Below are 24,134 nucleotides of genomic sequence, written 5' to 3'. Positions count from 1 at the left end.
GCGGACTTACAGCTCGTGGGTCCGGCCTTCGTCGCCGGTCTCCGGGAGCGCCGACTCGGATTCGCCGGCGGCGTCGACCGCATACGTCCGGATCGCCGCCGACGGAACCACCCACACCTCCGCGGCGTACCAGCAGAACAGCCGACTCGCCTCCGCGTGGGCCGCGTCGGCGTCGCCCGCCCGAACCCGCCCGACGTACCGCGGGTCGTCGCCGGCCTCGTCGCGGGCGAACACCTCCCACGTCCGGTCCGGGTCCGCACGCGCGGGTCCGACCTTCGCGCGTCTCGCTTTCTCGACCATGGACGGCGATTCGAACGGGGCGAAAAACGAGTTGCGGCGGTTCCCGGCCCGCGGGAGCCGCCCCGATGACGTTCGGCGCGCCGCTCAGGTGGGCGTGACAGCGGGCACGTCGACCCGATCGAGCACGTCAGCGACGACCGCCTCCCGGTCGACGCCCCGGACGCCCGCCTCGTCGGTCAGCACCAGCCGATGGGCGAGCGCCGGCCGTGCGACCCGCTTGACGTCGTCGGGCACCACGTAGTCGCGGCCGTTGACGACCGCGCCGGCGCGGGCGGCCTCGAACAGCCGCTGGACTCCGCGCGGCGAGACGCCGACGTCGATCCGGTCGTCCTCTCGGGTCGCCCGCCCGAGCGCGACCACGTAGTCCCGGAGCTTGTCGTCGACCCGGATGCCTTCGAGCACCCGTTGGATCTCGGGGACCTCCCGGCCCTGCAGGACCGCCTCGACGCTCGGGGCCTTCGCGACCCGGTCGGCCCGCCGGTCGATGAGTTCGCGCTCGCCGTCGAAGTCGGGGTAGCCCATCTCGGTCTTGACGATGAACCGGTCGCGCTGGGCCTCCGGCAGGCCGAAGGTGCCCTGCTGTTCGACCGGATTCTGGGTCGCGAGCACGAAGAACGGCTCGGGGAGCCGGTGGGTGTCGCCGTCGACGGTGACCTGTCCTTCCCCCATGGCTTCGAGGAGCGCGGCCTGAGTCTTGGGCGGCGCGCGGTTGATCTCGTCGGCCAGTACCACGTTCGCGAAGACGGGGCCGGGCGAGAACTCGAAGTCGCCGGTCCCCTCGTTGTACACGTTCGAGCCGGTGATGTCGGCCGGGAGGAGGTCGGGAGTGAACTGGATGCGCGAAAACGAGAGTCCGAGCGCGTCGGCGAAGCTCCGGGCGGTCAGGGTCTTGCCCGTGCCGGGCACGTCCTCCAGCAGGACGTGGCCCCGGGCGAGGATCCCGGTGAGGACGGTTTCGAGGAACTCCCGGTCGGCGATGACCGCGTCGCCGACCGCGTCGAGGACGCGCTCGCATCGCTTCGTTGCGGTCGGTTGGTCCATGCGCCGACATCTCGGCGCCCGATTAAAAGGGTTCGGCCCGCCTCGGGCGATCGCGGTCGCTCCGGGGCGAAAGGCGTTAGACGACCGGCCCCTACCGCCCGGACGTGGACGAGACAATCGAGTGGCTCCGCGAGCGCCCCTACTACGACGGCCAGATCGCGGCCCACCGCACCCGACCCGGACGGGCGGGCGAGACCCGCGACGTGGCGCTCGAATCGCGACTGGAGTCGGCGCTCGCCGACCGCGGGATCGAGGCGCTCTACCGCCATCAGGCCGCCGCGGTCGAGGCGGTCCGCGGCGGGGCGAACGCCGTCGTCGCCACGCCGACCGCCAGCGGCAAGAGCCTGACCTACACCGTCCCCGCGTTCGAGCGCGCGATGGATCACGGCGGGCGGACTCTCTACGTCGCCCCGCAGGTCGCGCTCATCAACGACCAGCACGAGACGCTGTCGGGGCTCGCGCGCGACCTCGGGTTCGGGAGCCGCGTCTCGGTCGAGCGATACACCGGTCGGCTCGACCGGACGGACAAAGAGGCGGTCCGGGACCGCCGGCCGACCGTCCTGCTCGTGACCCCGGACATGCTCCACTACGCGCTGTTGCCCCACGCCTACCGGCTCTGGGACTGGTTCTTCAAGGGCCTCGAAACGGTGGTGCTCGACGAGGTCCACGAGTACCGCGGGGTGTTCGGGAGCCACGTCTCGCTCGTGGTACGCCGGCTCCGGCGGGTCTGTGAGCGCTACGATTCGGACCCCGATTTCGTCTGCTGTTCGGCCACCATCGGCAACCCGGTCGAACACGCCGCGAGCGTGACCGGCGAGCCCGAATCATCGTTCCGGCTCGTCGACGAGGACGCGAGCGCGACCGGCCCGACCCACTGGGTATTGTGGAACCCGCCCGAGTACGAGAACCCCGCGGCGGGAGCCAGCGGCCGCCGCACGTCGAGCCACACCGAGACCAAGCGGCTGTTCGCCGACCTCGTCTCGAAGGGCTACCAGACGCTGACGTTCACCCGGGCGCGACAGGCCGCCGAGCGGTACGCGATGGAGAGCGCCGACGAACTCCGCGAGCGCGGTCGCGGGGACCTCGCGCCCGACGTGACCGCGTATCAGGCCGCGCTGGATCGCGACCGACGAAGCGAGATCGAAGACGGGCTCCGGGACGGCGAGATTCCGGGCGTCTGGAGCACGAACGCCTTGGAGCTCGGGGTCGACATCGGCGGGCTCGACGCCGTCCTGCTCGACGGCTACCCCGGCACTCGGATGGCGGCGTTCCAGCAGGCCGGCCGCGCCGGCCGGGGCGAGGACCCCGCGCTGGTGGGGCTGGTCGCGGGCGAGGACCAACTCGACCAGTACCTGATGAGCGATCCCGACGAGCTGTTCGACGGCGACCCCGAGCGCGCGGTCGTGAACCCCGCGAACGACGAACTGATGCCCGATCACGTCCGCTCGGCGGCTCGCGAGACGTGGCTCGAACCCGCCGACGAGCGCTTCTTCGGCGAGGAGTTTTCGGATCTGGTCGCGGGGCTCGAAGACGCGGGCGAACTCGAGCGCCGCACCACCGCCGAGGGAGTCCGGTGGACGTACGACGGCGGCGGCAGTCCCCAACACGAGACGAGCCTCCGGACCATCGACGACCGCGAGGTGAACCTGCTCGACCGCAGGAACGGCGAGACCGTCGCGACCCTACCATTTGGCGACGCGCTGACCGACGCCCACCCCGGCGCGATCTACTACCACCAGGGGCAGGCCTACGAGGTGGTCGAACTGGACCTCGACGCCGGCGTCGCCGAACTCACGCCGACGTGGGCCGACTACTACACCAAGGTCCTCCACGAGAAGGCCATCACCGTCGAAGCCGACCGCCGCGAGAAGCGCCTCTCGACCCGCGAGGACGTCCCGGTCCGACTCGCGGACGTCACGATGCGCAAGCAGATCACCGGGTTCGAGCGCCGGGACGGGACCACCGGCGACGCGCTGGCTCGCGAGTCGCTCGACCTCCCGGAGCTGTCGCTGTCCACGACGGCGCTGTACTTCACCGTCCCCGCCGACGTCGAGGCCGAGGTGCGCGAGCGCGGGGACTTCCCCGGCGCCATCCACGCCGCCGAGCACGGGCTGATCTCGCTGTTCCCGCTCGAACTCCTCTGCGATCGGGGCGACATCGGCGGCCTGTCGACGCCCCGCCACCCCCACACCGACCAGAGCACGATCTTCGTCTACGACGGCTACCCCGGCGGCGTCGGACTGGTCCGGGAGGGCTACGAGACCGTCGAGTCGCTCCTTTCGACCACCGCCGAGATGATCGGCGGCTGTGACTGCGACTCGACCGGCGGGTGTCCGGCCTGCGTCCAGTCGCCCCACTGCGGGAACGCAAACGAGCCGCTCGACGCCGAGCGGGCCGAGTACCTGTTGGGGGCGCTGACCGAGCCGGACGCCACGTAGCGCCGGCCCGGGGTGTTCGAAAAAAGCGGGGGCGAGCCGTCGGGGCGGGCTCGCTCAGCTCGAGGGCGTATCGAGGCTCCAGCCGGGGTCGCGTCCCGTGCGCTCGATGTGGTCGGACCGACACGCCGGACAGTAGTCGGGGGCCGTCGCGTGGCTTCGGGGGACGTAGACCGCGCCGCCACACGCCACGCAGGCGTCGTCGACGACCGTCGCGCAGTCGGCACAGACGTTGAAATCGTCGACCGTGAGATCGCGCAGCGGTTCGAGTTGTTTATCCAAGATGTACTCGTCGATGACCGTCTGGCAGTTCTGGCACGGTTGCATGGCGATACGAGTAGTTCCTTGAGACCACACCACATAGTCTTGTCGCTGTCGTGGGAATTTGCCGACGGCGACAGTCCGGGGAGGCCCGGACGCTCGCCACCGCGCGTCGGTCCGACGACCCAGCGACCGGACCCGGCGCTCGAACCGACCCGATTTTGGTACTGCGCACCGAGCACACACACGATGGCGAGTGACACCGACGAGGACGTCCCCGACGTGCCGATCGTCTGCTCGGAGTGCGAGACCACCAGCCGGGTCCCGCTTCCGGAGCTCGAAGCGACGCTCGCGCGCCACAACGACCGTCGACACGGCGGCGACCCGGTCGCGGAGGTCGACCCCGACCTCGCGGACACGCTGGCGGACCTCGTCGCCGAGGACCTCCAGTTGTTAGACGAGTAGGGGTCAGTCGTCGGCGGGCGCCGACTCCGCGCTCGCGTCGAGATGCTCGCGGGCGCCTTCCCGGATCACCCGCTCGGGCCCGGTCACGCACTCGCGCCGGAGATCGGGGAACTGTCCGTCGAGAAGTTCGACCGCCGTCCCGTCGAGCGTCGCGGCGGTCTCGACGGGCTCGCCGGCGAGGTGCTCGGTGAGGAGGCTGGCGACCGCGGTACTGACCGCACAGCTCTCGCTCTCGAAGCTGAGTTCCTCGATGGTGCCGTCGGACCCGACCGAGACGTGGAACTCGCCCTCGTCGCCACAGGAAGTCTCTGCGGAGTGTTTGGTGAACGTGGCGTCCTCGAGGCCGCCCGCGTTCCGTGGCCGCCGGTAGTGGTCGGCGATGCGGTCGTGATACCGGTCTTCCAGATACTCCTCGAGGCGGTCGCGCGCGCCGTCGAGGGCGTCGAGTAGCCGGTCGATCTCCGCTGTGGTGTTGTAGACGTAGAAGGAGGCCCGGACCGACCCCGGCACGTCGAGCTTGTCGTGGAGCGGCTGGGTGCAGTGGTCGCCCGCCCGGATGGCGATCCCGCGGTCGTTCAGGAGCGACGAGAGGTCGTGACCGTGGACGCCGTCGAGGTTGAACGCGACCAGCCCCGACCGCTCCTCGCCCGCGGGCGGGCCGTAGGTCTCGACGTCGTCGCGGGCGTCGAGGCGTTCGAGCAGGTACTGGGCGAGTTCGTTCTCGTGGTCCCGAACCGCGTCCATCCCGATGTCGTCGAGGTAGTCGGCGGCGGCTCCGAGCGCGATGCCCGCCGCGATGGGCGGGGTCCCGGCCTCGAACTTCCACGGGAGCTCGTTCCAGGTCGACTCGTGGAAGGTGACGTTGCGGATCATCTCGCCGCCGTAGAGGAACGGCTCCATCTCTTCGAGGAGGTGGCGCTTGCCGTACAGACCGCCGATGCCGGTCGGTCCGGCCATCTTGTGGCCCGAGAACGCGAGGAAGTCGGCGTCCATCGCCTCGACGTCGACCGGCCGGGTCGGCACCGACTGGGCGCCGTCGACGAGGATGTACGCGCCCGCGTCGTGGGCCAACTCCGCGAGCGCCGCCACGGGGTTGACCGTCCCGAGCGTGTTCGAGACGTGGGTCACCGAGACGACCGCGGTGTCCGGGCCGATCAGCTCCTTGGCGTGGTCCATGTCGAGGGTGCCGTCGTCGTCGACGCGGATGTACCGGACGTCGGCGCCGGTTCGCTTTGCGACCTGTTGCCATGTCACTAGCGAGGCGTGGTGCTCCATCTCGGTCAGCACCACCTCGTCGCCGGGGCCGAGTTCGTTCAGCCCGAGCCCGTAGGCCACGAGGTTGATGGCTTCGGTGGTGTTTTTCGTGAATATCATCTCCTCGCGGCCGCCGCTCGCGCCCACGAACTCGGCGAGTCGGTCGTGGGCCGCCTCGTAGGCCACCGAGGCCTCGTGGCTCAGCGCGTGGATCCCGCGGTGGACGTTCGCGTTGTAGCCGGCGTAAAACTCCTCGTAGACCTCGTACACCTCGCGGGGCGTCTGGGTCGTCGCCGCGTTGTCGAGGTACGTCAGCGGCTCGTCGTCCACCCGTCGATCCAGCACCGGAAAGTCGTCCCGGACTGACGACACGTCACGTTCCATACCTCCGACTGATCGCAAACTCTCATAAATTTGACCGATGTTTTCCGGGCTCCGTGGCGTTTGTTGAACGGTCACACCCGGTGGACCGATCGCTGTCGGGCCGCCAGTCGCCGCCACTCGCCGACGCTGTGGGCGCTCCGAACCGAACCCCGGCGAACTAACTGGAAGGACTCCGAACGTCGGCGAGATGAAGTCGCCCGAACACGCGGTCCTCGGCGCTCTCACCGCCGGCGCGCTGTCCGTCGCGCTCCCGCTCGGAACGGTAGAGGCGGTCGGACTCTTCGTCTACGGGGTCGGACTCAGCGTCTTCGTCGACCTCGATCACTTTCTCATCGCGCGGTACCACGCCGGTGACTGGTCGCACCTCCGGCGGTGCGTCGGCGATCCGGCGTTCGCGTTCACCCAGCAAGAGCGGGTGTTCGACGGCGTCGACACGACCACGTTAGAGACCCACCGACTGCTGAGCCACGCGCTCGTCGGCGGGGCGCTCGTCGGCGCGATCGCGCTCTACGACCCGGTCTACGCCCGCTTCACCGCAGTCGTGCTGTACGTCCACGTCGTCGCCGACCTCCTGCGGGACGGCGACCTCGCGTGAACGCCCTCGGCGGCGACCCGACCGGACCCGACCCGACACGCCCGTCGCCCGGACGGGCGGCCACGACACCGGCGAGCGGTCCATTTATCCGGTCGCGGCCGCCTACTCCCGCACATGACCGGCGGGTCGCGACTGCCCGGGACGCCCGACGGCGACGGGCGCGACGCCATCGTCCTCCACGTCGACATGGACTGCTTCTACGCGGCGTGCGAGCGCCGCCGGGAGCCCGAACTCCGGGGCGAACCGGTCGTCGTCGGGATGGGCTACGACCCCGGCGAGAGCCACGGCGCGGTCGCGACCGCAAGCTACGAGGCCCGCGAGTACGGCGTCGAGAGCGCACAGGCCATCGGCGAGGCCCTTGACCGACTTCCGCGGCGGGCGGCGGCCGAGACCGATCCCGACCTCGACCCGGCGGCGACGGGCCACTACCGACCGGTGGACATCGACTACTACGAGTCGGTCGGCGAGGAGGTCAAAGAGATCCTCCACGACTCGGCGGACGTGGTCCGCGAGGTCAGCATCGACGAGGCGTACCTCGACGTGACCGACCGGACCGCGTGGACGGTCGCCGAGGGGTTCGCGCGCCACGTCAAGAACCGCATCGACCGCGAGGTCGGCGTCACCGCGAGCGTGGGGGTCGCGCCCAACATGTCGGCCGCCAAGATCGCGAGCGACCACGACAAGCCCGACGGGCTCGTGGTCGTCGAGCCCGGGGAGGTCCGGTCGTTTCTCGCGCCCCTCGACGCGGGCGAGATTCACGGCGTCGGCCCGGTCACGGCCCGCGAGCTCCGGGAGCTGGGAATCGAGACCGCGGGGGACCTCGCGGGCGCGGACCCCGACGCGCTCGAAGCCCGGTTCGGCGAGCGCGGCGCGGAGCTGTACCGGCGGGCGCGCGGCGAAGACGACCGGGAGGTCACCCCGCGGGGCCGACCGAAGAGCCTCTCGCGGGAGTCGGCGTTCACCGAGGCGACCGACGACCCCGACCGCAAGCGCGAGCGCGTCCGGACGCTCGCGGAGGCCGTCGCCGACCGCGCCCGGCGGAAAGGCGCGCTCTACCGGACCATCGCCATCAAGGCGGTGACCCCGCCGTTCGACGTGAACACGCGCGCGACATCGCTTCCCGGCCCGGTCGACGACCCGGAGCTGGTCGAGGAGGTCGCGGTGGAACTGCTCGGGGAGTTCGACGACGAGTCGGTTCGGAAGGTCGGCGTCCGGGTCTCGAACCTCTCGTTCGCCGCGGGCGAGCAGACGAGTCTCGGCGGGTGGGACGGCCAGAGCGCGCCGGACGGCGACGCCGAGCGCACCGGCGTTGCCGACTCCTTCGATGCGTCGGATCCCCCAGAGCTCGACGACGACTCGAACGGACCCACCGACGCGGAAACCGACGCCGATCCAGCGGGTCAATCGTCGCTGGCGGACTTCTGACGCCTGCCGGAACGGCCAGACTCAAGAGCGACGACGACAAGACTCCGGTGTGACAAAGCGTGAATCGGACGAGTCGTGACACGGTCGCTCGACGTACAGGCGAACGCGGAGCGACGGATCCGGTCGGAGGCGTGCGTCGATGAACCGCAACGACCGCTCGATCGTCGGGCTGGTGATGGTCGCCCACGGGATGGTCCACACCTACGAGCTGTCGATCCCGATCCTCGTGACCATCTGGCTCGACCTGTTCGAGGTGAACCCGGGGACGATGGGGCTGGTCGTCTCGGCCGGCTACGCGCTGTTCGGACTCGGCGCGCTACCCGGCGGCTTGCTCGCCGACGCCTACGGCTCGCGCCGGCTCATCATCGCGTGTCTGGTCGGGATGGGCGGGTCGTTCGTCCTGTTGAGCCTCGCGCCGAGCGTGCCGGTGATCGCCGCGGCGCTCGTGCTCTGGGGGATCGCCGCGAGCGTCTATCACCCCTCGGGGCTGTCGCTCATCAGCAAGGGCGTCTCCCAGCAGGGGTCGGCGTTCGCCTACCACGGGATGGCCGGGAACCTCGGCATCGCGCTCGGCCCGCTGACGACCGCGGTGCTGTTGCTGTTTTTCGACTGGCGGCTCGTGGTCGGCCTGCTGGCCGTGCCGGCGGCGATCGCGGTGGTGTTCGCGCTGACCGTCGAGTTCGACGAGACCGCGGGCGTCGACGCCTCCGCCACCGACGGGGGCGACGCCCGAGCCGACGGCGGCGTCTCGTCGCTCGCGGAGTTCGTCGGCGACTCGAAGACGCTGTTCTCGGGCGCGTTCGTCCTCGTGTTCGTCGTCGTGATGTGCTCTGGGCTCTACTACCGCGGCGTCCTCACGTTCCTGCCGGAGATGCTCGCGAACCAGTCGCTGTTCGATCCCGTCGAACTCGGGGGCCGGGAGATCGAACCCTCCCGGTACGTCTACTCGGGCCTGCTGATGATCGGGATCGGCGGCCAGTACGTCGGCGGGATGCTCACCGACCGCATCCGCGTCGAGCGCGGGATCACCGGGGCGTTCGCCGCGCTGGCTGTCATCGCGCTCCTGTACATCCCCGCGCTCAACGCCGGGCTGATTACACTGCTGGCGGCGAGCGCCGCGCTCGGGTTCGCGCTGTTTGTCGTCCAGCCGCTGTATCAGGCGGCGGTCGCCCAGTACACGCCCGCGGGGACTCGCGGGCTGTCGTACGGGTACACCTACCTCGGCGTGTTCGGCATCGGCGCCGCCGGGGCGGGGATCGCGGGGTTCGTGCTCGAACTGTTCGACCCCACCGTGCTCTTCGTGGTGCTATGTGGGTTCGCCGCGGTCGCGACCGTCTTCGGCGGACTGTTGTCGGTGCGCTCGGACCCGAGTGCCTAACCGCCGACCGACCGCGCCCCGAGCCCGGACAGTTATAGGGTCCGGGCGTCAGGTCACGACCGAGAGATGTCGCAGGAACGCATGGCGGTCGCGGACGTGAGCGAGGGCGTCGGCGGAGACGCCGGCACGCCGGGCGACCCGGTCGAGCTCCCGGTCGTCGAGGTGCTGACCGGTCGGGCGTTCATCACGGGCAAGTCCGGTTCCGGGAAGTCGAACACCGCGAGCGTCGTCGTCGAGAAGCTCCTCGACGGCGGCTATCCGGTGATGATCGTGGACGTCGACGGCGAGTACTACGGGCTCAAAGAGGAGTACGAACTGCTCCACGCCGGCGCTGACGAGGAGTGTGACATTCAGGTCGACGCCGAGCACGCCGAACGGCTCGCCACCCTCGCGCTCGAGGACAACGTCCCCATCATCCTCGACGTGTCGGGGTATCTGAACGAGAGCGACGCCAAGGACCTGCTGACCGCTGTCGCGCGCCAGCTGTTCGCCAAGGAGAAGAAGCTCAAAAAGCCGTTCTTGCTCGTGGTCGAGGAGGTCCACGAGTACATCCCCGAGGGCGGCGGGATGGACGAGTGTGGCAGGATGCTCATCAAGATCGGCAAGCGCGGGCGCAAACACGGCCTCGGGGTCGCGGGCATCAGCCAGCGCCCCGCCGACGTGAAAAAAGACTTCATCACCCAGTGTGACTGGCTCGTCTGGCACCGGCTCACCTGGAACAACGACACGAAAGTCGTCGGGCGCATCCTCGGAAGCGACTACGCCGACGCCATAGAGGACATGGACGACGGCGAGGCGTTTCTCACCACCGACTGGTCCGAGGAGACCCGCCGGGTTCAGTTCCACCGCAAGCAGACGTTCGACGCCGGCGCGACCCCCGGGCTGGAGGACTTCGAGCGCCCGGACCTCAAGTCGGTGAGCGACGACCTCGTCAGCGACCTCCGGGAGATCAGCGAGGCCGAGAGCCAGCGCGAAGACGAGATCGAACGCCTCCGGATGGAGGTCGCAGAGAGAGACGACCGGATCGAGGACCTCGAACGACAGCTAGAGGAGGCCCGCGAGATGGAGGCGGTCGCCGACCAGTTCGCGAAGGCGATGCTCGACACCTCCCGGAACCGGCGCGCGAACCCCTACGTCGGCGCCGACGGCGGCCAGCAGGCCGCGCTCGGCAGTTACGAGTCCGCAGAATCCGACGACCCGCCGGCCGACGCCGACGGCGGCGACGACGCTGACGGCGACCGCGACCCCCTCGATGCGATCCGGGAGGAGCTAGACGCCCTCGAACCGGTCGAGCGCGGAATGTTGGCCCACTACCTCCGGGAGGGTCCGGGGACGCCGGTCGAGGCCCACGTCGCGGCCGGCGGCGCCGACGACCGCGAGATCGCGTACAACCACAATCGCCGGCTCCGCCAGCGCGGGTTCGTCCAGCACGCGGGCGGCGGGGAGTACGTCGCCTCGCTCCCGTCGCTGCTCGCGGCGCTGACCGACGGCGAGATGGACGACGACAGCAGGAAGGAGGCGCTCTCGGAGGTCGCGGCCGAACTGCCGGACGTCGAGTGAGTCACTCGACGCCGGTGATCTCGAAGCGTGCGCCGCCGTCGCGGCCGTCGACGACGTCGATCGCCCAGCCGTGGGCGTCGGCGATCTCGGCGACGATGTCGAGTCCGAGTCCGGTGCCGTCGTCGGTGGTCGTAAAGCCGGGATCGAACACGTCGTCTCGCTCTTCCGGCGGGACTCCCGGCCCGTCGTCCTCGACGTAGAACCCGTCGGCGAGCGCCCCGACCCGGATCGAGACCTCGCTACCGCCGTGTTCGACGGCGTTGCGAAAGAGGTTCTCGAAGACGTGGCTGATCCGTCGCGGATCTGCCCGGATCGAGCGGTCCGACTCGATCCGGAGCGTCGCGTCGGCGGTCGCGACGTGTTCCCAGCACTCGGTCGCCACCGACGCGAGTTCGATCGACTCGATCGACTCGGCGCCGTACCCCTCGCGGATGATCGACAGCGTGTCGTCGATGAGCCGCTCCATCCGTTCGTGGGCGTCCGAGACCGCTTCGAGGTACGAGACGTCCTCGTGTTCGCACGCGAACTCGACGTGGCCCTCCGCCACGTTCAGGGGGTTCCGGAGGTCGTGCGAGAGGATCTCGGAGATCTTCTTGAACCGTTCGAGCTGGCGTTTCAGGTCCCGTTCGGAGGCCCGACGCTTCGAGATGTCCCGGACCATCGCGATGACGACCCGCCGGTCGTCGAGGTCGGCGGTTCGGGCGCTTATCTCGACGGGGACTCGGTCGCCCTCGGTCGTCTCGATCCGGAGGGGCGAGCCGTCGGGCAATCGGCTGAAGACCGCGTCCCCGGACTCGAACTCCCGGTCGAACAGCTCTGCGCACTGATCGCGGTGGGCCTCCGGAAACAGCGCCAAGCGATCCTGTCCGATCAGTTTCTCTTCGGGAGCGTCCACGAGCGCCGTCGCCTGCTGGTTCACTTCGGTGATCTCGTCGGTGTCGGCATCGACGACGAACGCGGCGTCGGGCGCGGCTTCCAGCAGCGTGCGGTACTTGCGCTGGAGCCGGGTGCGTTCGGTGATGTCGCGGATGACCGCCATCACCCTCATCTCCCCGCCGTCGGTCATCGGACTGAGGCTGATGTCGACCGGAAACGTCGAGCCGTCGCGACGCCGGCCTCGAAGGGTCAGCCCGGCGCCCATCGCCCGCCGCTCGGGATTCTCGAAGTACGCGCGACGCGCCTCGGCGTGGCGGCTCCGGAACTCGGCGGGCATGAGTCGCTCGACCGGTTCGCCCTCCAGCTCGCGGCGGTCGTACCCGAACACGTCTTCGACGCGTTCGTTCGCACGGACTATCTCGCCGTCGCCGTCCACGATCACGATCGCGTCGGGCGCGGCGTGAAAGTACGCTGCGAGTCGTCCGTCGGTTGCGAGGTCTGGAACCACGGTGAATCCGTCCTAGCCGAGTGGACAGATTCCCGCCGTATAGTTCTTCCCAAGTCCGTGAGTGGGCTCGGTTCGGAGCCACCCGGAGAGACGAATCGTGTCAGCAATCGACGCCTGCGTCCCGCTCTCGGCCGACAGGAGTACCGAGAGGATTTTTAACACCTCGGTGCGGACCCCCACACATGATCGTTCGAGACCTGATGTCCGAGGCGGTCGTCACCGTCGAGAGCGACGCCACGATCCAGCAGGCGGCCGCCCGGATGCTCCGCCACAGCGTCGGTAGCGTCATCGTGACTCAGGAGGGCAAGCCCGTCGGGATCGCCACCAAGTCCGACGTCCTGTACGCCGGCGTCGCGTCCAGCCAACCGTTCGAAAAGATACCGCTGGAGAACGTCGTGAGCCACCCCGTCGTGACGGTCGATTCCGACGCGAGCGTCGGACAGGCGGTCGCGCTGATGAAGGACAACGCGACCAAACACCTCCCGGTGACCGACGGCGACGAACTGAAAGGGATCTTGACGACGACCGACATCGCGGCCCACCATCAGGAGCTTTTCGACGACGTCCGGGGAGTCCGAGAGGACGCCGAGATGATGAACGACGGCGAGGGCTCGGAGTCGCTCGAAGCGAACGCCGAGTGAGGTCCGAAGCGGCCCGGCGGGCCGGTTGTGGGTTTTTACGCGCGGCGAAACTACTACCGGCGTGAACACGCTGGTGCCGGTCGGCGAGGACGGGTGGCGGCTCCCCCGACACGCCTACATCGTGGTGTACGACGAGCGCGAGACCGACCTCCTCACGATCTACGACTGCGGCGCGGCCCAAAAGCCGCCGTCGGCCCGGCTCCTCGGGAACCTCGTGGGCGTGCGGGCCGACCACGAGATCGAACGCACCGTCACGGGGTACGTCGTCCGAATGGGCGAGCCGGCGGTTCTGGAGCGCCGGGACGACGACCACTGGCTCGTCGTCGCCGAGTGAGCCCCCGGTTACGCGACGTGCTCGTCGAGAAACGCCCCGATGCGCTCGAACAGTTCGACGCGGTTCTGGAGCTTCGTGGTGTGGTGGCCCTCGTCGTCGAAGAGCAGCGTCTCGACCGGGACGCCCTGCTCGCGCACCTCCGCGGCGATCTGGCGGGCCTCGCCGACGGGGACGCGGGGGTCGTTCTCGCCGTGCTGGACGAAAAGCGGACACTCGATCGCCTCGACCGAGTGGATCGGGCTGATCGACCGGAGGAACTCGCGGTCGTCCTCGAGCGAGCCGTACTCGGCCTCGCGGTGCGAGCGGCGCCAGTCGCCGGTGTTTTCGAGGAAGGTCTCCCAGTCGGCGATCCCGACGAAGTCGACCGCGGCCGCCCAGAGGTCGGGGTACTCGGTGATCGCCGAAAGCACCATGAACCCGCCGTACGACCGTCCGTACGCGACGATCCGCTCGCCGTCGATCTCCGGATGGTCCCGGAGCCACCCAACGGCCTCGGCGACGTCGCGCACCGAGTCCATCCGGTTTTCGACGTCGTCGAGCGCGGCGTACTCGGCGCCGTACCCCGACGACCCCCGGACGTTGGGCTCGAAGACGGCGTACCCCGAGTCGAGGAGGTACTGGCGGATCGGCCGGAACCACGGCCGACGCTGGTGGTGGGGGCCACCGTGGATGTCGACAACGACCGGCGCGCCGCCCGCGCCGTCGGGGTCGCCCTCGGGGAGCGTGAAGTACGCGGGGATCTCGCGGCCGTCGAACGTCTCGTATCGGAGCAGTTCCGGCGACTGGTAGCGATCGAGCGACACGCCGCCCGGCGACGGCCGAGTCCAGCGCTCGACCGGCCGCGCGTCGCCATCGGCGTCGGTGGCCGTCGCGTCGACCACGAACACCGAGTGGTTCAGCGCCGGCGCCGAGACGGTTGCGGCGACGCGGTCGCCGGCCGGTCCCATCGCGACTTCGTGGACCACGCCGTCGGGAACGTCGACCGCTTCGAGGTCGGCGTCGGTCGGGCCGGTCAGCTCGCCCACCCGAAGCTCCCCGTAGCCGTCGACGTTCCAAGACGCCGCGAGCCGGCCCGAGCCGGCGTCGAGCGCGAAGCCGTCGAGGCTCCACTCGCCGCCCGAGACCACGGTCTCGGTCGCCTGCGTTTCGAGGTCGATCCGGACCAGCTCTCGGGTGTCGGCGTTCGCGTCGCTCAGGCAGTAGACCGCGTCGCCGTCGGGCCCGAACGTCGGCTGGTGGTACCGGACCCGCCCGTCGTGGGGCGTGAGGTGGCGACGCTCCCCGGAGTCGACCGCGACCGCGTAGAGGTCGCCGTCGGAACTGGCGCGGGCCCGGCTCACCAGCAGGCGGTCTCCGGACGGGCTCCACCCCTCGACCGACCGGATCCCCGACTCGTCGGCCTCCCGGACGAGCGTCGGCTCGTCGGCGTCGGGCTCCATCGCGTACACGTCGAAGCGCGAGCCCGCCCGGCGGTTGGCCGCGAAGGCGAGTCGGTCGCCGTCGGGGCTCCAGGCGCCCCACAGGTGGATGGCGTCGGGGCGGTCGGTCAGCCGCTCGACCGACTCGTCGGCGGGGTCGAGCACGAACAGCTGGTCGTGCTCGTCGGCGCCCGCGTCCTTCCCGAACGCGAGGGCGTCGCCGCCGGGCGACCACGCGGCGAACGAGACGCGCTCGTCGTAGACGGTGCGCTGGCGGGGCCACTTTCCGGGCTCGTCGAGCGTCCAGACCTGTGCGGTTCCGGTGGTGTCGGCGAGAAACGCCAGCCGACCGTCGGGCGCGAGCGAGGGGCCGACCGTCTCGCGCGCGGCGAAGTAGCGTCGGGCGTCGGGGCTCATGGCGGCGGATTCGGGGTGCCGACAGTTGAACGTGAGGGTCCCGGAAGCGCGACCGGCGGGGCCGTACGCGCCTTCCCCGGGTTATTTGGGACCGTACTGGAAACCCACGCACGAATGGCGATCGAACACCTCCTGTCGGTGGCGACGGTGCTCGTCCTCGCGGCGTCGTTCCCGCTCTCGCTGGTGGCGGCACGAGGCTTTCGCGGCGCCCCGTTCGGCGAGGTGCTCAGGCCGATTCCGGTGGTCGTGGTCGCGGCCGTCGGACTGGACCTGATCTGGGCGCTCGACGCGTCCGTTTCGCCGGCGTACGTCCTCGTCATGTCCACCGTCGCGACGGGCGGCGTGCTGGTCGCGGCCACACGCCTGCTCGTGTTGCTCACCGGACGGAGGAAACTGTGAGCGACCTCGTGACGGTCGGGGTCGCCGCCCAGACGGCCGTGCTGGTGATCGCGAGCCTGCTTCTCGCGTACCCGCTGGTGGCCTACGGGCGCTACGTGGCCCACACCGGCGGACTGGCACTTCTGACCGCCGCGCTCGTCGCGACTACCGCCTCGCACGTCGCGTTCAGCGTCTTCGAGTTCGGCGTGGTCTCGGCCGCGCTGGACCTCGCCGGAGCGCTCTCGCTCGCGGCCGCGACGTGGACGTTCGCCCGACCGTTCGTCCGGTTCGACGACGCCGGGCGAGTGGCCGACGTCTCGGACGACCTCGGCGCGTCGGCGCCCGACGAGCCGACGGGGGGATTCGAGCGTGCCGAGGAGTGACTCCGGGCGGTTCTCGCTCGACCCGGGCGAGCAGGCGCTGGTCGCGAGCCCCTCGATGGAGCCGCCGCTCGCGACGCTCCCGGACGGCGCGTTCGAGAACCTGCTGGTGGTGTCGGCGACCGCCTCGCCCCGGAAGATCGAGTCGCTGGTCGAGCGGCGGGGCCGGGATCCGAGCGCGGTCGGCGTGATCCCGATCACCGGGTCGCCCTCCGAGTACGACGGTCGGCTCTGGACGACCGACCCGGTCGGACCGAGCGACCTCACCGGCATCAGCATGCGGCTGTCGCGGGCGCTCGAATACGTCTCGCGGGGCGGCTGGGTGGTGTTCGACAGCCTCAACGTCCTGTTGATGTACGGGCGCGAGGACGCGGTGTACCGCCTGCTCGACTCCGTCGTGCCGATCGTCCGCGATCGGGACGCCTGCGGCGCGTACTTCGTGGTCCGGCAGGCGATCACCGACGAGACGGAGGCGCGGTTTCGGGGCCTGTTCGACGCCGCCGTCGACGCAGAGTAGCCGCCGGCGATGGCTCGGTCCGGGGCCGCGGAGTCGGGAACGTTAATGGCTCGGGGTGCCCAACCTCCGGTTACAGATGCACCGTCGCACGTTTCTCGCGGCCAGCGCGGCCACCCTGTCTTCGATCGCGGGGTGTCTGAGCGGCGCCGACAGTCCGAGCGGACCGAAGCACGGCGACGACCTCCCGTCGGACGACGATCCCGACGACGGCTACCCGCCGGCGTTCGACTCGACGCCCGACGAGCGGTCGATCGACACCGACGCCTACGAGACCACCGACGTCGAGGGCACCGCGGTGCCGCTCGCGCCGATCGAAGACACCTACTACTGGTACGCCACCGGGAACGCGCGGTTCGCCGACGCCCGGAGCGAGACCGCCTACGGGAACGCCCACGTCTACGGGGCGGTCCTGAGCCCCGCGGCCGAGAGTCGTCGAAGCGAGGACGACCCGGTCGGCGATTGGCCGACCGACGACCGCATCGTCTGTTACTGCGGGTGTCCCCACCACCTCTCGTCGATGCGGGCGGCCCAGCTCATCGAGGACGGCTACGAGAACGTCTACGTCATCGACGAGGGGTTCCGGGAGTGGAACGACCGCGACTACCCCATGGCGGGCAGCGACACGACGCGGATGCCCGACCGCTGGGTCGTCGCCGGCGAGGTCTCGCCCGCGGCGGCGGGCGGCGTCGCGTGGGGCCACCACGACCCGACCGGCCAGATGGAGTCGACCGATATCGCGCCCGACGGCAGCTACGAGCTCCACCTCGGGTTCTACGACGTGGCCGCCGACTCGCCGATCCGGATCGAGACCCCCGAGTACACCGTCGAGGGGACGCTGGCGGAGCTCTCGTCGGGAACGATCGAGGGGTAGCTCGCGGTCGGCGGGTGCCGGACCACCCGAGCGGGTGCCGACTCAGCGCTCGGCCGCGTCGAACTGTTCTTGGTCGATCGGGTCCTCGATATCGCCGGTCACCGACTCCAGCAGGTCGGTCACGGTGACCAGCCCGACCACCTCGCCGTCCTCGATCACGAGCGCCAGCTCCTGACTCTCGGTCTGGAACTGGTCGATGGCGTCGCTGACGTCCGCGTCGGGCGAGAGCGTCATCGGCGGGGCCGCCAGTTCGGCGAAGTCGATCTCGCCGGTCGCGAGTTCGTCGCGGTGCCTGAGCAACACCGGCGAGTAGACGACGCCCAGAAAGTCGGTCACCGCCTCGCCGACGAGCGGGTACCGGGTGTGGGGATGTTCTTCGAGCCGCCGGAAGTTCTCCGCGGAGTCGTCCGCGGTCGAGAGCGCGACGATCTCCTCGGGCCGGACCATCACCTCCCGGACCGACTGCTCGCCGATTCGGAGCGCGTTCATCACCTCGTCGCGGCGCTCGGCGGGGAGGTCGCCGCGTTCGAGCACCGATCCGAGCCGGTTGCGGAGGTCGGCCCGCGACTCGATCGCGTCCGTCTCGGTCTCGAGCCACGCGCCGGTCATCTCGATGTCGAACAGCCGGAGCGTCCACTTCGCGACCCCGTCGCCGAGGGTGATGAGCGGCGAGATGAGACGGTTGAACCAGTACAGCGGGGTCGCGCCGTACCGACACACCAGCCGGGAGCGCTCGACGCCGAGGTACGTCGGGGTCTGCTCGCCGTGGGTCAGGTGGACGAGGTTGATGAGGAGGAACGCGAGTATCGCGCCGGACCCGACGGTGGCCAGAACGGTGTTTTCGAACAGCGGCTCGAAGATAGCCGCCAGCGCGGGCTCGGCGACGATGCCGACCGCGATGCTCGACGCCGTGATACCAACCTGACACGTCGTCAGATAGATTTCGAGGTTCTGGGTCATCTCCCAGGCGCGCTCCAGCGCGGGGGTCTGATCGACGAACTCGGCTTCGGTGAACTGCCGGGCGCGGGTCAGGGCGAACTCGATCGCGACGAAAAAGCCGTTCGCCAGGATGAGACCCACGCCCGCGATCAGTCGGGCTCCGATCTCGAGGGTGTTCATCACCGGCGTGTAGGACGCTCGAGCTTCAAAGATCTGATGAAAGATCCGACGTGCGATCTAACGGGCTTTTGACGGGTCGAAACGTCGGGTCGGGCCGACGGTCCCGATCCGCGTGATTTATGGTCGTACTGTTAGTATGCTACTAACAACATCACTGATAGTATGATCCTACAAACAGCGATACGGAGGGAGACGCTTTGAACGGACGTGACCTCTTCTCGGCGGTCACCGAGCACAGCCGCGCGGTCATCGCGGTGTTGCTCGTCGCGACGGTGCTCGTCGGGACGGGCGCGCCGATGGTCGAACAGTCCTCGTCGCTCGATCAGTTCCAGAGCGACAGCACCGCCGCCGAGAAGCTCGAGTACATCGACGCGAACTTCTCGTCGGGGCAGGACAACACCACGACGGTCCAGCTCATCCTCCGCGGGGACGACGTCCTCTCGAAGGACGCGCTGACCGAATCGCTCGAACTCCAACAGTCGCTCCGGGCCAACCGGACGGTCAACCGGACGCTGGCGAACGGGACCCGGACGACCGGCGTCGCGAACATCGTCGCGACGGTCGCGATCCAGCGCGAGCGGGCGGCCGAGATCAGGCGCGAGGGAGCCGAGATTCAGCGCGAGCAGGCCCGGCTCAACGCCACCGTCGAGAGCCTCGGGAATCTGCTCAACGAGACCCGCGAGGTCCAGCGCGAGTACGACCGGCTGAACCGCTCGCGGGCGCAGGGCGAACTGAACGACTCGACGTACCGCCAGCGTGCGGCCCGACTCGACGAGCAGTTGGCCGCGATCCGCGGTCGGGCTGACGAGACGCTGACCGACACCCAGTCGGCGCGCTTCGACCGCCAGATCGCGCAGGTCCGGACCCTCCAGACCCAGCTCGATCAGCTCAACGCCACCTATCAGCGCGACGAGATCGACGAATCGACGTACCGCGAACGCGCCGGCGCCGTCGAAGACGGCTTCGAGCAGGTGTACGAACGGGGCCTGCCCGGCGTCCTCCGCGAGGAGTTCGCCGAACTCGGCGACAGGGGCGAGCGGCTGGCCGACCAGCGCGAACAGCTCCAGAACGGTTCCCAGCCGACCCTCGACGAACAGCTCGAACAGCTCCGGTCGATGAACGACTCGGAGATCGACGAGTCGGTCTCGGCGGTGCTGGGCCAGAGCGACGACGGCTCGGGCGGACAGGCGTTCTCGTTCATGCCGACCTCCTACGATCCCGACAGCGGCGAGGCCAACGCCACGATGCTGTTGGTGTTCCAGAGCCAGGAGAGCCAGACGGTTCAGGGAATGGCGAGCGACCGCATCGTCGACTCCCAGAACGCCATCGAGCAGATCGTCGCGTCCTCGACCGACTACGACGTGCTCGTGTTCGGGTCGGGCATCATCAGCGAGGAGACCGACCAGTCGATGGCCGACAGCATCGCGATCGTCGGTCCGATGGCCCTGCTGTTCGTGGTCCTGACCCTGCTGGTCGCGTACCGCGATCTCCTCGACATCGCGCTCGGGGTGTTCGGCATCCTGGTGGTGCTGGTCTGGACGTTCGGCTTCATGGGCTGGATGGAGATCACGTTCAACCAGATCTTCATCGCGGTCCCGGTGTTGCTCATCGGGCTGTCGATCGACTACGCGATCCACGTCTTCATGCGCCACCGCGAGGAGCGCGCCGAGCAGGGGAGCCTCGGTGACACGGACGTCGACGGCGGCGTTCGCGGGTCGATGCGGGTCGCGCTCGCCAGCGTCGGCGTCGCGCTCGTGTGGGTGACCGCGACCACGGTCATCGGCTTCCTGTCGAACCTCGTGAGCCCGCTCCCGCCGATCCAGGACTTCGGCGTGGTGAGTTCGGTCGGCATCGTCGCCGCGATGATCATCTTCGGCGGGCTCGTGCCCGCGCTCAAGGTCGAGATCGACGGCTTCCTCGAATCGCGCGGGTTCGACCGGCGCAAGCGGGCGTTCGGCACCGGCGGCGGCGCGCTCGGCTCGCTCCTCTCGGGCGGGGCGGTCGCCGCGCGCAAGGCTCCGATCGTCGTGCTCGCGATCACGCTCGTGCTCTCGGCCGGCGGCGCGTACGGCGCGACGCAGGTCGACACCAGCTTCAGCCAGGAGGACTTCCTCGCCGAGGACCCGCCCGGCTGGATGGACAACCTCCCCGAGCCGTTCCGGCCGGGCGAGTACACCGCGAAGGCCAACCTCGAATACGTCAACGAGAACTTCATCCGCGAGGACTCCGAGGCCCAGATTCTGGTCGAGGGCGACGTGGCGACGCCACAGGCGCTCGATCGGCTCCAGCGGGCCAACGACCGGGCGGCCGAGACCGACGTCGCGGTCGTCCTCTCGAACGACGAGGCCCGGATCCGGAGTCCGGCGTCGGTGATCGACAGCGTCGCCGCCCGGAACGAGACGTTCAACGCGACGCTCGCGGCCGCCGACACCGACGGCGACGGCGTGCCAGACAGGAACGTCGAGGGCGTCTTCGACGAACTGTTCGCGGTCGCGCCCGACGAGGCGGAAGGCGTGATTCACCGCGAGGACGGCGAGTACCGCGCGGTCCGGATGGTCGTCTCCGTGAAAGGCGGAGCGTCGTCGGCCGACGTCACCGACCAGATGCGGGCCGTGGCCGAGGAGATCGACGGCGACGGCCTGACCGCGACCGCCACCGGCCAGCCGATCACGTTCGAAATCGTCCAGCAAGAGCTCCTCGATACGGTGATCGAGAGCCTGCTCATCACGCTGGTCGCGGTGTTCGCGTTCCTGATGATCGCCTACCGGCTGGCCCACGGGAGCGCCGTGCTCGGGGCGGTCACCCTGCTCCCGGTCGCGTTCAGCGTCTCGTGGATCCTCGGGTCGATGTACCTGCTCGGGATGCCGTTCAACGTCCTGACGGGGATGATCACCAGCCTCACGGTCGGGCTGGGCGTCGCCTACAGCATCCACCTCAGCGAGCGGTTCAACGTCGAACTCGAGCGCCGGGGATCGGTCGACGCGGCGCTGCACAAGAGCGTCACCGGCACCGGCGGCGCGCTGCTGGGGAGCGCGGCGACCACGGTCGGCGGGTTCGGCGTGCTGTACTTCGCCATCCTGCCCGCGCTCCAGCAGTTCGGCATCATCACCGGGCTCACCATCATCTACGCGTTCCTCGCCAGCGTCTTCGTACTGCCGAGCCTGCTGACGCTGTGGGCGCGCTACCTCGGGCCTGACCTCTCCGAATCGTCGGGCCCGACCGCGGCGGTCGCCAACGGGGGTGTCGACGACGACTGATGGAGGAAGCAGACGCCATCGAGGCCCTCGAACGGCTGGGGCTGTCGAACTACGAGGCGAAGGTGTTCGCGGCGCTCCAGCGGCTCGGCACCGGGACCGCCCGTGACGTCCACCGGGTCACCGACGTGCCCCGGTCGCAGGTGTACGGCGCCGCCGAGTCCCTCCAGGACCGGGGGCTCGTCGAGGTCCAACAGTCCAAGCCGATCCAGTACCGGCCGGTGAGCCTCGACGCCGCGCGCGCCCACCTCCGCGGCGAGTTCGAGCGCACCCAAGAGCAGGCGTTCGACTACCTCGAAACCGCCCGCCAGGAGCGCGGGGACACCGGCGAGCGCCGCGAGGACATCTGGACGGTCCACGGCCGGGCGAGCATCAACGGCCGGATCGCCCAACTGCTCGACGACGCCGAGGACCGGATCCTGTTCGCGGTCGGCGCCGACGCCGGCCCGCTCGAGGACGCCGTCGCCGACCTGCTCGTCGAGCGGGCGGCCGACGGCGTGGCGGTGAACGCGGTCGGCGCCGACGCCCTCGAAGACCGGTTCGGAGACACCGACGTCTCGGTCTACCACTTCCCGGCCGACCACCCCCACGACGACGGGCCGGTCGATCGGGTGGTGGTCGTCGACGGCGCGACGGTGCTTTTGAGCGTCCGCGACGAGCGCGACGATCTGGAACTCGACGAGGAGACGGCGATCTGGTCGTCGCGGACGGGCATCGCGGCGGTGCTCATCCAACTCATCGACAGCGGGCTCGGCGAAATCGGCGGCGTCTGAGCCCGAATCTATCTGTCAACCCCGACAGTTTTCTCGGTCGGCTTCGTACCCCGTCCCATGACGTGGCACGCGGTCGAGGCGGTCGACGACGCGCTCGACGCGACGAAGGCGTTGTTTCTCCCGGTCGACGCCCGCCAGTGGCTCGCGCTCGCGTTCGTGGCGTTTTTCATCGCCGGCGCCGGCTCCGGGCCGTCGGCGACCGCCAGCGGCTCGTCGGGCGGGACGACGGTGACCGCGCCGGGCCAGCTCGGCGCGGGCCTCCAGGTGCCGTACTCCTCGGAGACGATCCTGACGGCGGCCCTCGCGATCCTTGCGATCGGTCTCGTCCTCGCGGCGCTGTACGCGTTCGTCGGCTCGGTGATGGAGTTCGTCTTCGTGGAGTCGCTTCGGCGCCGCCGGGTCCGGATTCGGGAGTACGTCGGCCGCCACTTGGGCCGGGGGCTCCGGCTGTTCGGCTTCCGGGTCGTCCTCGGGATGCTCGCGGCGGTGCCGTTCGTCGGCCTCGTTCTGGCCGTGCTGTCGGCGGTCGGGGGCGAGCCGCGGGTGTCGCTCGGCCTGCTCGCGCTGTCGATTCCGTTCGTCGTGGCGCTGGGCGCGGCCGCCGCCGCGATCGACGTGTTCACCACCCACTTCGTCGTCCCGGTGATGATCCACCGGAACGACGGCGTGCTCGCGGGGTGGCGGCGGTTCTGGTCGACGCTGACCGGCGAGTGGAAGCAGTACGGCGTCTACGCCGCGGTCCGGATCGTCCTCGGGATCGGGGCGGGGATCGTCGCGTCGGTCGTCGGGAGCGCGGTGGGCGCGATCCTGCTGGCGCCGGTCGCGCTCGTCGCGTGGTTCGTCCGGCCCGCGCTCGATCTCGCGGTTCTGGCGTCGAACCCGGTCGCGCTCGCGGTCGTCGTCGCGGTCGTCTCGGCGTTTTTGCTCGCGATGGGGGCCGTGATGGCGATCGTCGTCGCCCCGGTTCAGTCGTTCGTCCGGTACCACGCGCTGTTCGTCCTCGGCGACACCGACCCGGCGCTCGATCTGATCCCGGAGCTACGCCGGGAGATCCGCGACTCCGATCGGCTCTAGAGCCCCGACCGGAGCTGGCGCGAGACGCTGGCGTCGTCGAGCGGTTCGCCGTCCCGTCGGACCTCGACCACCGGCGCGCCGTCGACGGCGAGCCACTCGCCGTCGCCCTCGCCCGACAGGACGACGGTGCGCGACCGAGCCGAACCCCGATCGGAGTCGGCCAGCGCCAGCGGGTCGGCGCCGACCTCGCCCGCCACGATCGGAACGTGCTCCAGATGCGGGTCGACCGACCGGAGCAGTTCGCGGTAGTCGATCACGAGGTCGGCGGCGGCCTCGGCGTCGTCCGGGGTCCCGAACGACGCGTCCCGGACCGGCACCGGTCGCTTGCCCGACAGCGGGCAGACGACGGCGTACTCGCCGTCGGGGTCGGTCAGGGCGTCGATTCGGCGGTGGAGGGTTTCGAGGCGGTCGGCCATCGCTCCGAACCCGACACACCAGCGGGTAAGCGGTTTCGGTTTCCGCATCGACACCGACGG

At 69.9% G+C, this 24,134-nt stretch carries 23 protein-coding genes; 15 read left to right on the top strand and 8 right to left on the bottom strand.

Annotation, left to right across the window (positions count from 1 at the left end; all coding sequences use genetic code 11):
* Positions 1-6: 6 nt before the first annotated feature.
* Positions 7-300 carry an Htur_1727 family rSAM-partnered candidate RiPP gene (locus EPY72_RS03810; protein ID WP_134670337.1) on the bottom strand — a complete coding sequence of 98 codons (294 nt, stop codon included), beginning with the start codon at positions 298-300 and terminating at the stop codon, positions 7-9.
* An 84-nt stretch (positions 301-384) separates the two neighbouring features.
* Positions 385-1,341 carry an AAA family ATPase gene (locus EPY72_RS03805; protein ID WP_134670339.1) on the bottom strand — a complete coding sequence of 319 codons (957 nt, stop codon included), beginning with the start codon at positions 1,339-1,341 and terminating at the stop codon, positions 385-387.
* Between the two features lie 104 nt (positions 1,342-1,445).
* Here EPY72_RS03805 and EPY72_RS03800 point away from each other — a divergent pair, with 104 nt between their 5' ends.
* Positions 1,446-3,779, top strand: a complete 2,334-nt coding sequence (locus tag EPY72_RS03800; RefSeq protein WP_135805615.1) for a DEAD/DEAH box helicase — start codon at positions 1,446-1,448, stop codon at positions 3,777-3,779.
* Between the two features lie 54 nt (positions 3,780-3,833).
* Here EPY72_RS03800 and EPY72_RS03795 read toward each other — a convergent pair whose 3' ends face one another.
* The gene (locus EPY72_RS03795; RefSeq protein ID WP_134670343.1) at positions 3,834-4,103 is read right to left on the bottom strand and encodes a DUF7571 family protein; all 270 of its coding nucleotides are present in this window, start codon (positions 4,101-4,103) and stop codon (positions 3,834-3,836) included.
* 183 nt (positions 4,104-4,286) lie between these two features.
* Between EPY72_RS03795 and EPY72_RS03790 the strand changes: the two genes are divergently transcribed.
* Positions 4,287-4,502: a DUF8149 family protein gene (locus EPY72_RS03790; protein WP_134670345.1), complete on the top strand. Its 216-nt coding sequence runs from the start codon at positions 4,287-4,289 to the stop codon at positions 4,500-4,502.
* Between the two features lie 3 nt (positions 4,503-4,505).
* On the opposite strand, the gene EPY72_RS03785 is transcribed toward EPY72_RS03790, so the two are convergent.
* Positions 4,506-6,140, bottom strand: coding sequence for a SufS family cysteine desulfurase (locus EPY72_RS03785; RefSeq protein ID WP_135805614.1), 1,635 nt, complete (start codon positions 6,138-6,140; stop codon positions 4,506-4,508).
* Between the two features lie 187 nt (positions 6,141-6,327).
* Here EPY72_RS03785 and EPY72_RS03780 point away from each other — a divergent pair, with 187 nt between their 5' ends.
* The 4 genes from EPY72_RS03780 (at position 6,328) to EPY72_RS03765 (ending at position 11,098) form a co-directional block, all read left to right on the top strand.
* The gene (locus EPY72_RS03780; RefSeq protein WP_134670349.1) at positions 6,328-6,735 is read left to right on the top strand and encodes a hypothetical protein; all 408 of its coding nucleotides are present in this window, start codon (positions 6,328-6,330) and stop codon (positions 6,733-6,735) included.
* Positions 6,736-6,849: 114 nt separating this feature from the next.
* A complete protein-coding gene (gene dinB / locus EPY72_RS03775) occupies positions 6,850-8,160 on the top strand; it encodes a DNA polymerase IV (RefSeq protein WP_135805613.1) in 1,311 nt (436 codons plus the stop codon).
* Positions 8,161-8,299: 139 nt separating this feature from the next.
* Entirely contained in the window at positions 8,300-9,538 is a 1,239-nt protein-coding gene (locus EPY72_RS03770; RefSeq protein ID WP_134670353.1) for an MFS transporter, read from the top strand.
* Between the two features lie 66 nt (positions 9,539-9,604).
* Positions 9,605-11,098: an ATP-binding protein gene (locus EPY72_RS03765; RefSeq protein ID WP_135805612.1), complete on the top strand. Its 1,494-nt coding sequence runs from the start codon at positions 9,605-9,607 to the stop codon at positions 11,096-11,098.
* 1 nt (position 11,099) lies between these two features.
* Here EPY72_RS03765 and EPY72_RS03760 read toward each other — a convergent pair whose 3' ends face one another.
* Positions 11,100-12,482, bottom strand: a complete 1,383-nt coding sequence (locus EPY72_RS03760) for a PAS domain S-box protein (RefSeq protein ID WP_135805611.1) — start codon at positions 12,480-12,482, stop codon at positions 11,100-11,102.
* A gap of 182 nt (positions 12,483-12,664) precedes the next feature.
* Here EPY72_RS03760 and EPY72_RS03755 point away from each other — a divergent pair, with 182 nt between their 5' ends.
* Entirely contained in the window at positions 12,665-13,123 is a 459-nt protein-coding gene (locus EPY72_RS03755; protein WP_135805610.1) for a CBS domain-containing protein, read from the top strand.
* Positions 13,124-13,184: 61 nt separating this feature from the next.
* Positions 13,185-13,457, top strand: a complete 273-nt coding sequence (locus EPY72_RS03750) for a hypothetical protein (protein WP_134670361.1) — start codon at positions 13,185-13,187, stop codon at positions 13,455-13,457.
* A gap of 8 nt (positions 13,458-13,465) precedes the next feature.
* On the opposite strand, the gene EPY72_RS03745 is transcribed toward EPY72_RS03750, so the two are convergent.
* Positions 13,466-15,292, bottom strand: a complete 1,827-nt coding sequence (locus tag EPY72_RS03745) for a S9 family peptidase (protein ID WP_135805609.1) — start codon at positions 15,290-15,292, stop codon at positions 13,466-13,468.
* Positions 15,293-15,406: 114 nt separating this feature from the next.
* On the opposite strand from EPY72_RS03745, the gene EPY72_RS03740 reads away from it, so the two are divergent.
* From EPY72_RS03740 to EPY72_RS03725, 4 genes are all read left to right on the top strand, one after another.
* On the top strand, positions 15,407-15,691 hold the full coding sequence (locus tag EPY72_RS03740; protein WP_135805608.1) for a hypothetical protein: 285 nt from the start codon (positions 15,407-15,409) through the stop codon (positions 15,689-15,691).
* A complete protein-coding gene (locus EPY72_RS03735; protein ID WP_135805607.1) occupies positions 15,688-16,053 on the top strand; it encodes a hypothetical protein in 366 nt (121 codons plus the stop codon). The genes EPY72_RS03740 and EPY72_RS03735 overlap by 4 nt, the downstream gene beginning before the upstream one ends.
* Entirely contained in the window at positions 16,040-16,567 is a 528-nt protein-coding gene (locus tag EPY72_RS03730; protein ID WP_135805606.1) for a DUF7504 family protein, read from the top strand. The genes EPY72_RS03735 and EPY72_RS03730 overlap by 14 nt, the downstream gene beginning before the upstream one ends.
* A 76-nt stretch (positions 16,568-16,643) precedes the next feature.
* Positions 16,644-17,438 carry a rhodanese-like domain-containing protein gene (locus tag EPY72_RS03725; protein WP_134670369.1) on the top strand — a complete coding sequence of 265 codons (795 nt, stop codon included), beginning with the start codon at positions 16,644-16,646 and terminating at the stop codon, positions 17,436-17,438.
* 42 nt (positions 17,439-17,480) lie between these two features.
* Here EPY72_RS03725 and EPY72_RS03720 read toward each other — a convergent pair whose 3' ends face one another.
* A complete protein-coding gene (locus tag EPY72_RS03720; protein WP_135805605.1) occupies positions 17,481-18,557 on the bottom strand; it encodes a CNNM domain-containing protein in 1,077 nt (358 codons plus the stop codon).
* A 197-nt stretch (positions 18,558-18,754) separates the two neighbouring features.
* Here EPY72_RS03720 and EPY72_RS03715 point away from each other — a divergent pair, with 197 nt between their 5' ends.
* Genes EPY72_RS03715 through EPY72_RS03705 form a run of 3 tightly spaced genes read left to right on the top strand, consistent with a single transcriptional unit; the run spans position 18,755 to position 23,658 of the window.
* Positions 18,755-21,814, top strand: coding sequence for an MMPL family transporter (locus tag EPY72_RS03715; RefSeq protein WP_244605515.1), 3,060 nt, complete (start codon positions 18,755-18,757; stop codon positions 21,812-21,814).
* Positions 21,814-22,584 carry a TrmB family transcriptional regulator gene (locus EPY72_RS03710; RefSeq protein WP_134670373.1) on the top strand — a complete coding sequence of 257 codons (771 nt, stop codon included), beginning with the start codon at positions 21,814-21,816 and terminating at the stop codon, positions 22,582-22,584. Before EPY72_RS03715 ends, EPY72_RS03710 begins: the two co-directional genes overlap by 1 nt.
* 57 nt (positions 22,585-22,641) lie before the next feature.
* Positions 22,642-23,658 carry a DUF7544 domain-containing protein gene (locus EPY72_RS03705; RefSeq protein WP_135805604.1) on the top strand — a complete coding sequence of 339 codons (1,017 nt, stop codon included), beginning with the start codon at positions 22,642-22,644 and terminating at the stop codon, positions 23,656-23,658.
* On the opposite strand, the gene EPY72_RS03700 is transcribed toward EPY72_RS03705, so the two are convergent.
* Positions 23,655-24,074 carry a DUF7552 domain-containing protein gene (locus EPY72_RS03700; protein WP_135805603.1) on the bottom strand — a complete coding sequence of 140 codons (420 nt, stop codon included), beginning with the start codon at positions 24,072-24,074 and terminating at the stop codon, positions 23,655-23,657. The genes EPY72_RS03705 and EPY72_RS03700 overlap by 4 nt on opposite strands.
* Positions 24,075-24,134: the final 60 nt, after the last annotated feature.

The sequence above is a fragment of the Halorussus marinus genome, assembly GCF_004765795.1.
Taxonomy (GTDB): Archaea; Halobacteriota; Halobacteria; order Halobacteriales; family Haladaptataceae; genus Halorussus; species Halorussus marinus.
This window is presented reverse-complemented; position numbering and strand designations above follow the sequence as displayed.

Bases quoted from the DNA above. Each gene is read 5' to 3' on its own strand.
- EPY72_RS03810 (WP_134670337.1), bottom strand. From the start codon at position 300: ATGGTCGAGAAAGCGAGACGCGCGAAGGTCGGACCCGCGCGTGCGGAC.
- EPY72_RS03805 (WP_134670339.1), bottom strand. From the start codon at position 1,341: ATGGACCAACCGACCGCAACGAAGCGATGCGAGCGCGTCCTCGACGCG.
- EPY72_RS03795 (WP_134670343.1), bottom strand. From the start codon at position 4,103: ATGCAACCGTGCCAGAACTGCCAGACGGTCATCGACGAGTACATCTTG.
- EPY72_RS03790 (WP_134670345.1), top strand. From the start codon at position 4,287: ATGGCGAGTGACACCGACGAGGACGTCCCCGACGTGCCGATCGTCTGC.
- EPY72_RS03785 (WP_135805614.1), bottom strand. From the start codon at position 6,140: ATGGAACGTGACGTGTCGTCAGTCCGGGACGACTTTCCGGTGCTGGAT.
- EPY72_RS03780 (WP_134670349.1), top strand. From the start codon at position 6,328: ATGAAGTCGCCCGAACACGCGGTCCTCGGCGCTCTCACCGCCGGCGCG.
- dinB (WP_135805613.1), top strand. From the start codon at position 6,850: ATGACCGGCGGGTCGCGACTGCCCGGGACGCCCGACGGCGACGGGCGC.
- EPY72_RS03770 (WP_134670353.1), top strand. From the start codon at position 8,300: ATGAACCGCAACGACCGCTCGATCGTCGGGCTGGTGATGGTCGCCCAC.
- EPY72_RS03765 (WP_135805612.1), top strand. From the start codon at position 9,605: ATGTCGCAGGAACGCATGGCGGTCGCGGACGTGAGCGAGGGCGTCGGC.
- EPY72_RS03755 (WP_135805610.1), top strand. From the start codon at position 12,665: ATGATCGTTCGAGACCTGATGTCCGAGGCGGTCGTCACCGTCGAGAGC.
- EPY72_RS03745 (WP_135805609.1), bottom strand. From the start codon at position 15,292: ATGAGCCCCGACGCCCGACGCTACTTCGCCGCGCGCGAGACGGTCGGC.
- EPY72_RS03740 (WP_135805608.1), top strand. From the start codon at position 15,407: ATGGCGATCGAACACCTCCTGTCGGTGGCGACGGTGCTCGTCCTCGCG.
- EPY72_RS03725 (WP_134670369.1), top strand. From the start codon at position 16,644: ATGCACCGTCGCACGTTTCTCGCGGCCAGCGCGGCCACCCTGTCTTCG.
- EPY72_RS03720 (WP_135805605.1), bottom strand. From the start codon at position 18,557: ATGAACACCCTCGAGATCGGAGCCCGACTGATCGCGGGCGTGGGTCTC.
- EPY72_RS03710 (WP_134670373.1), top strand. From the start codon at position 21,814: ATGGAGGAAGCAGACGCCATCGAGGCCCTCGAACGGCTGGGGCTGTCG.
- EPY72_RS03705 (WP_135805604.1), top strand. From the start codon at position 22,642: ATGACGTGGCACGCGGTCGAGGCGGTCGACGACGCGCTCGACGCGACG.
- EPY72_RS03700 (WP_135805603.1), bottom strand. From the start codon at position 24,074: ATGGCCGACCGCCTCGAAACCCTCCACCGCCGAATCGACGCCCTGACC.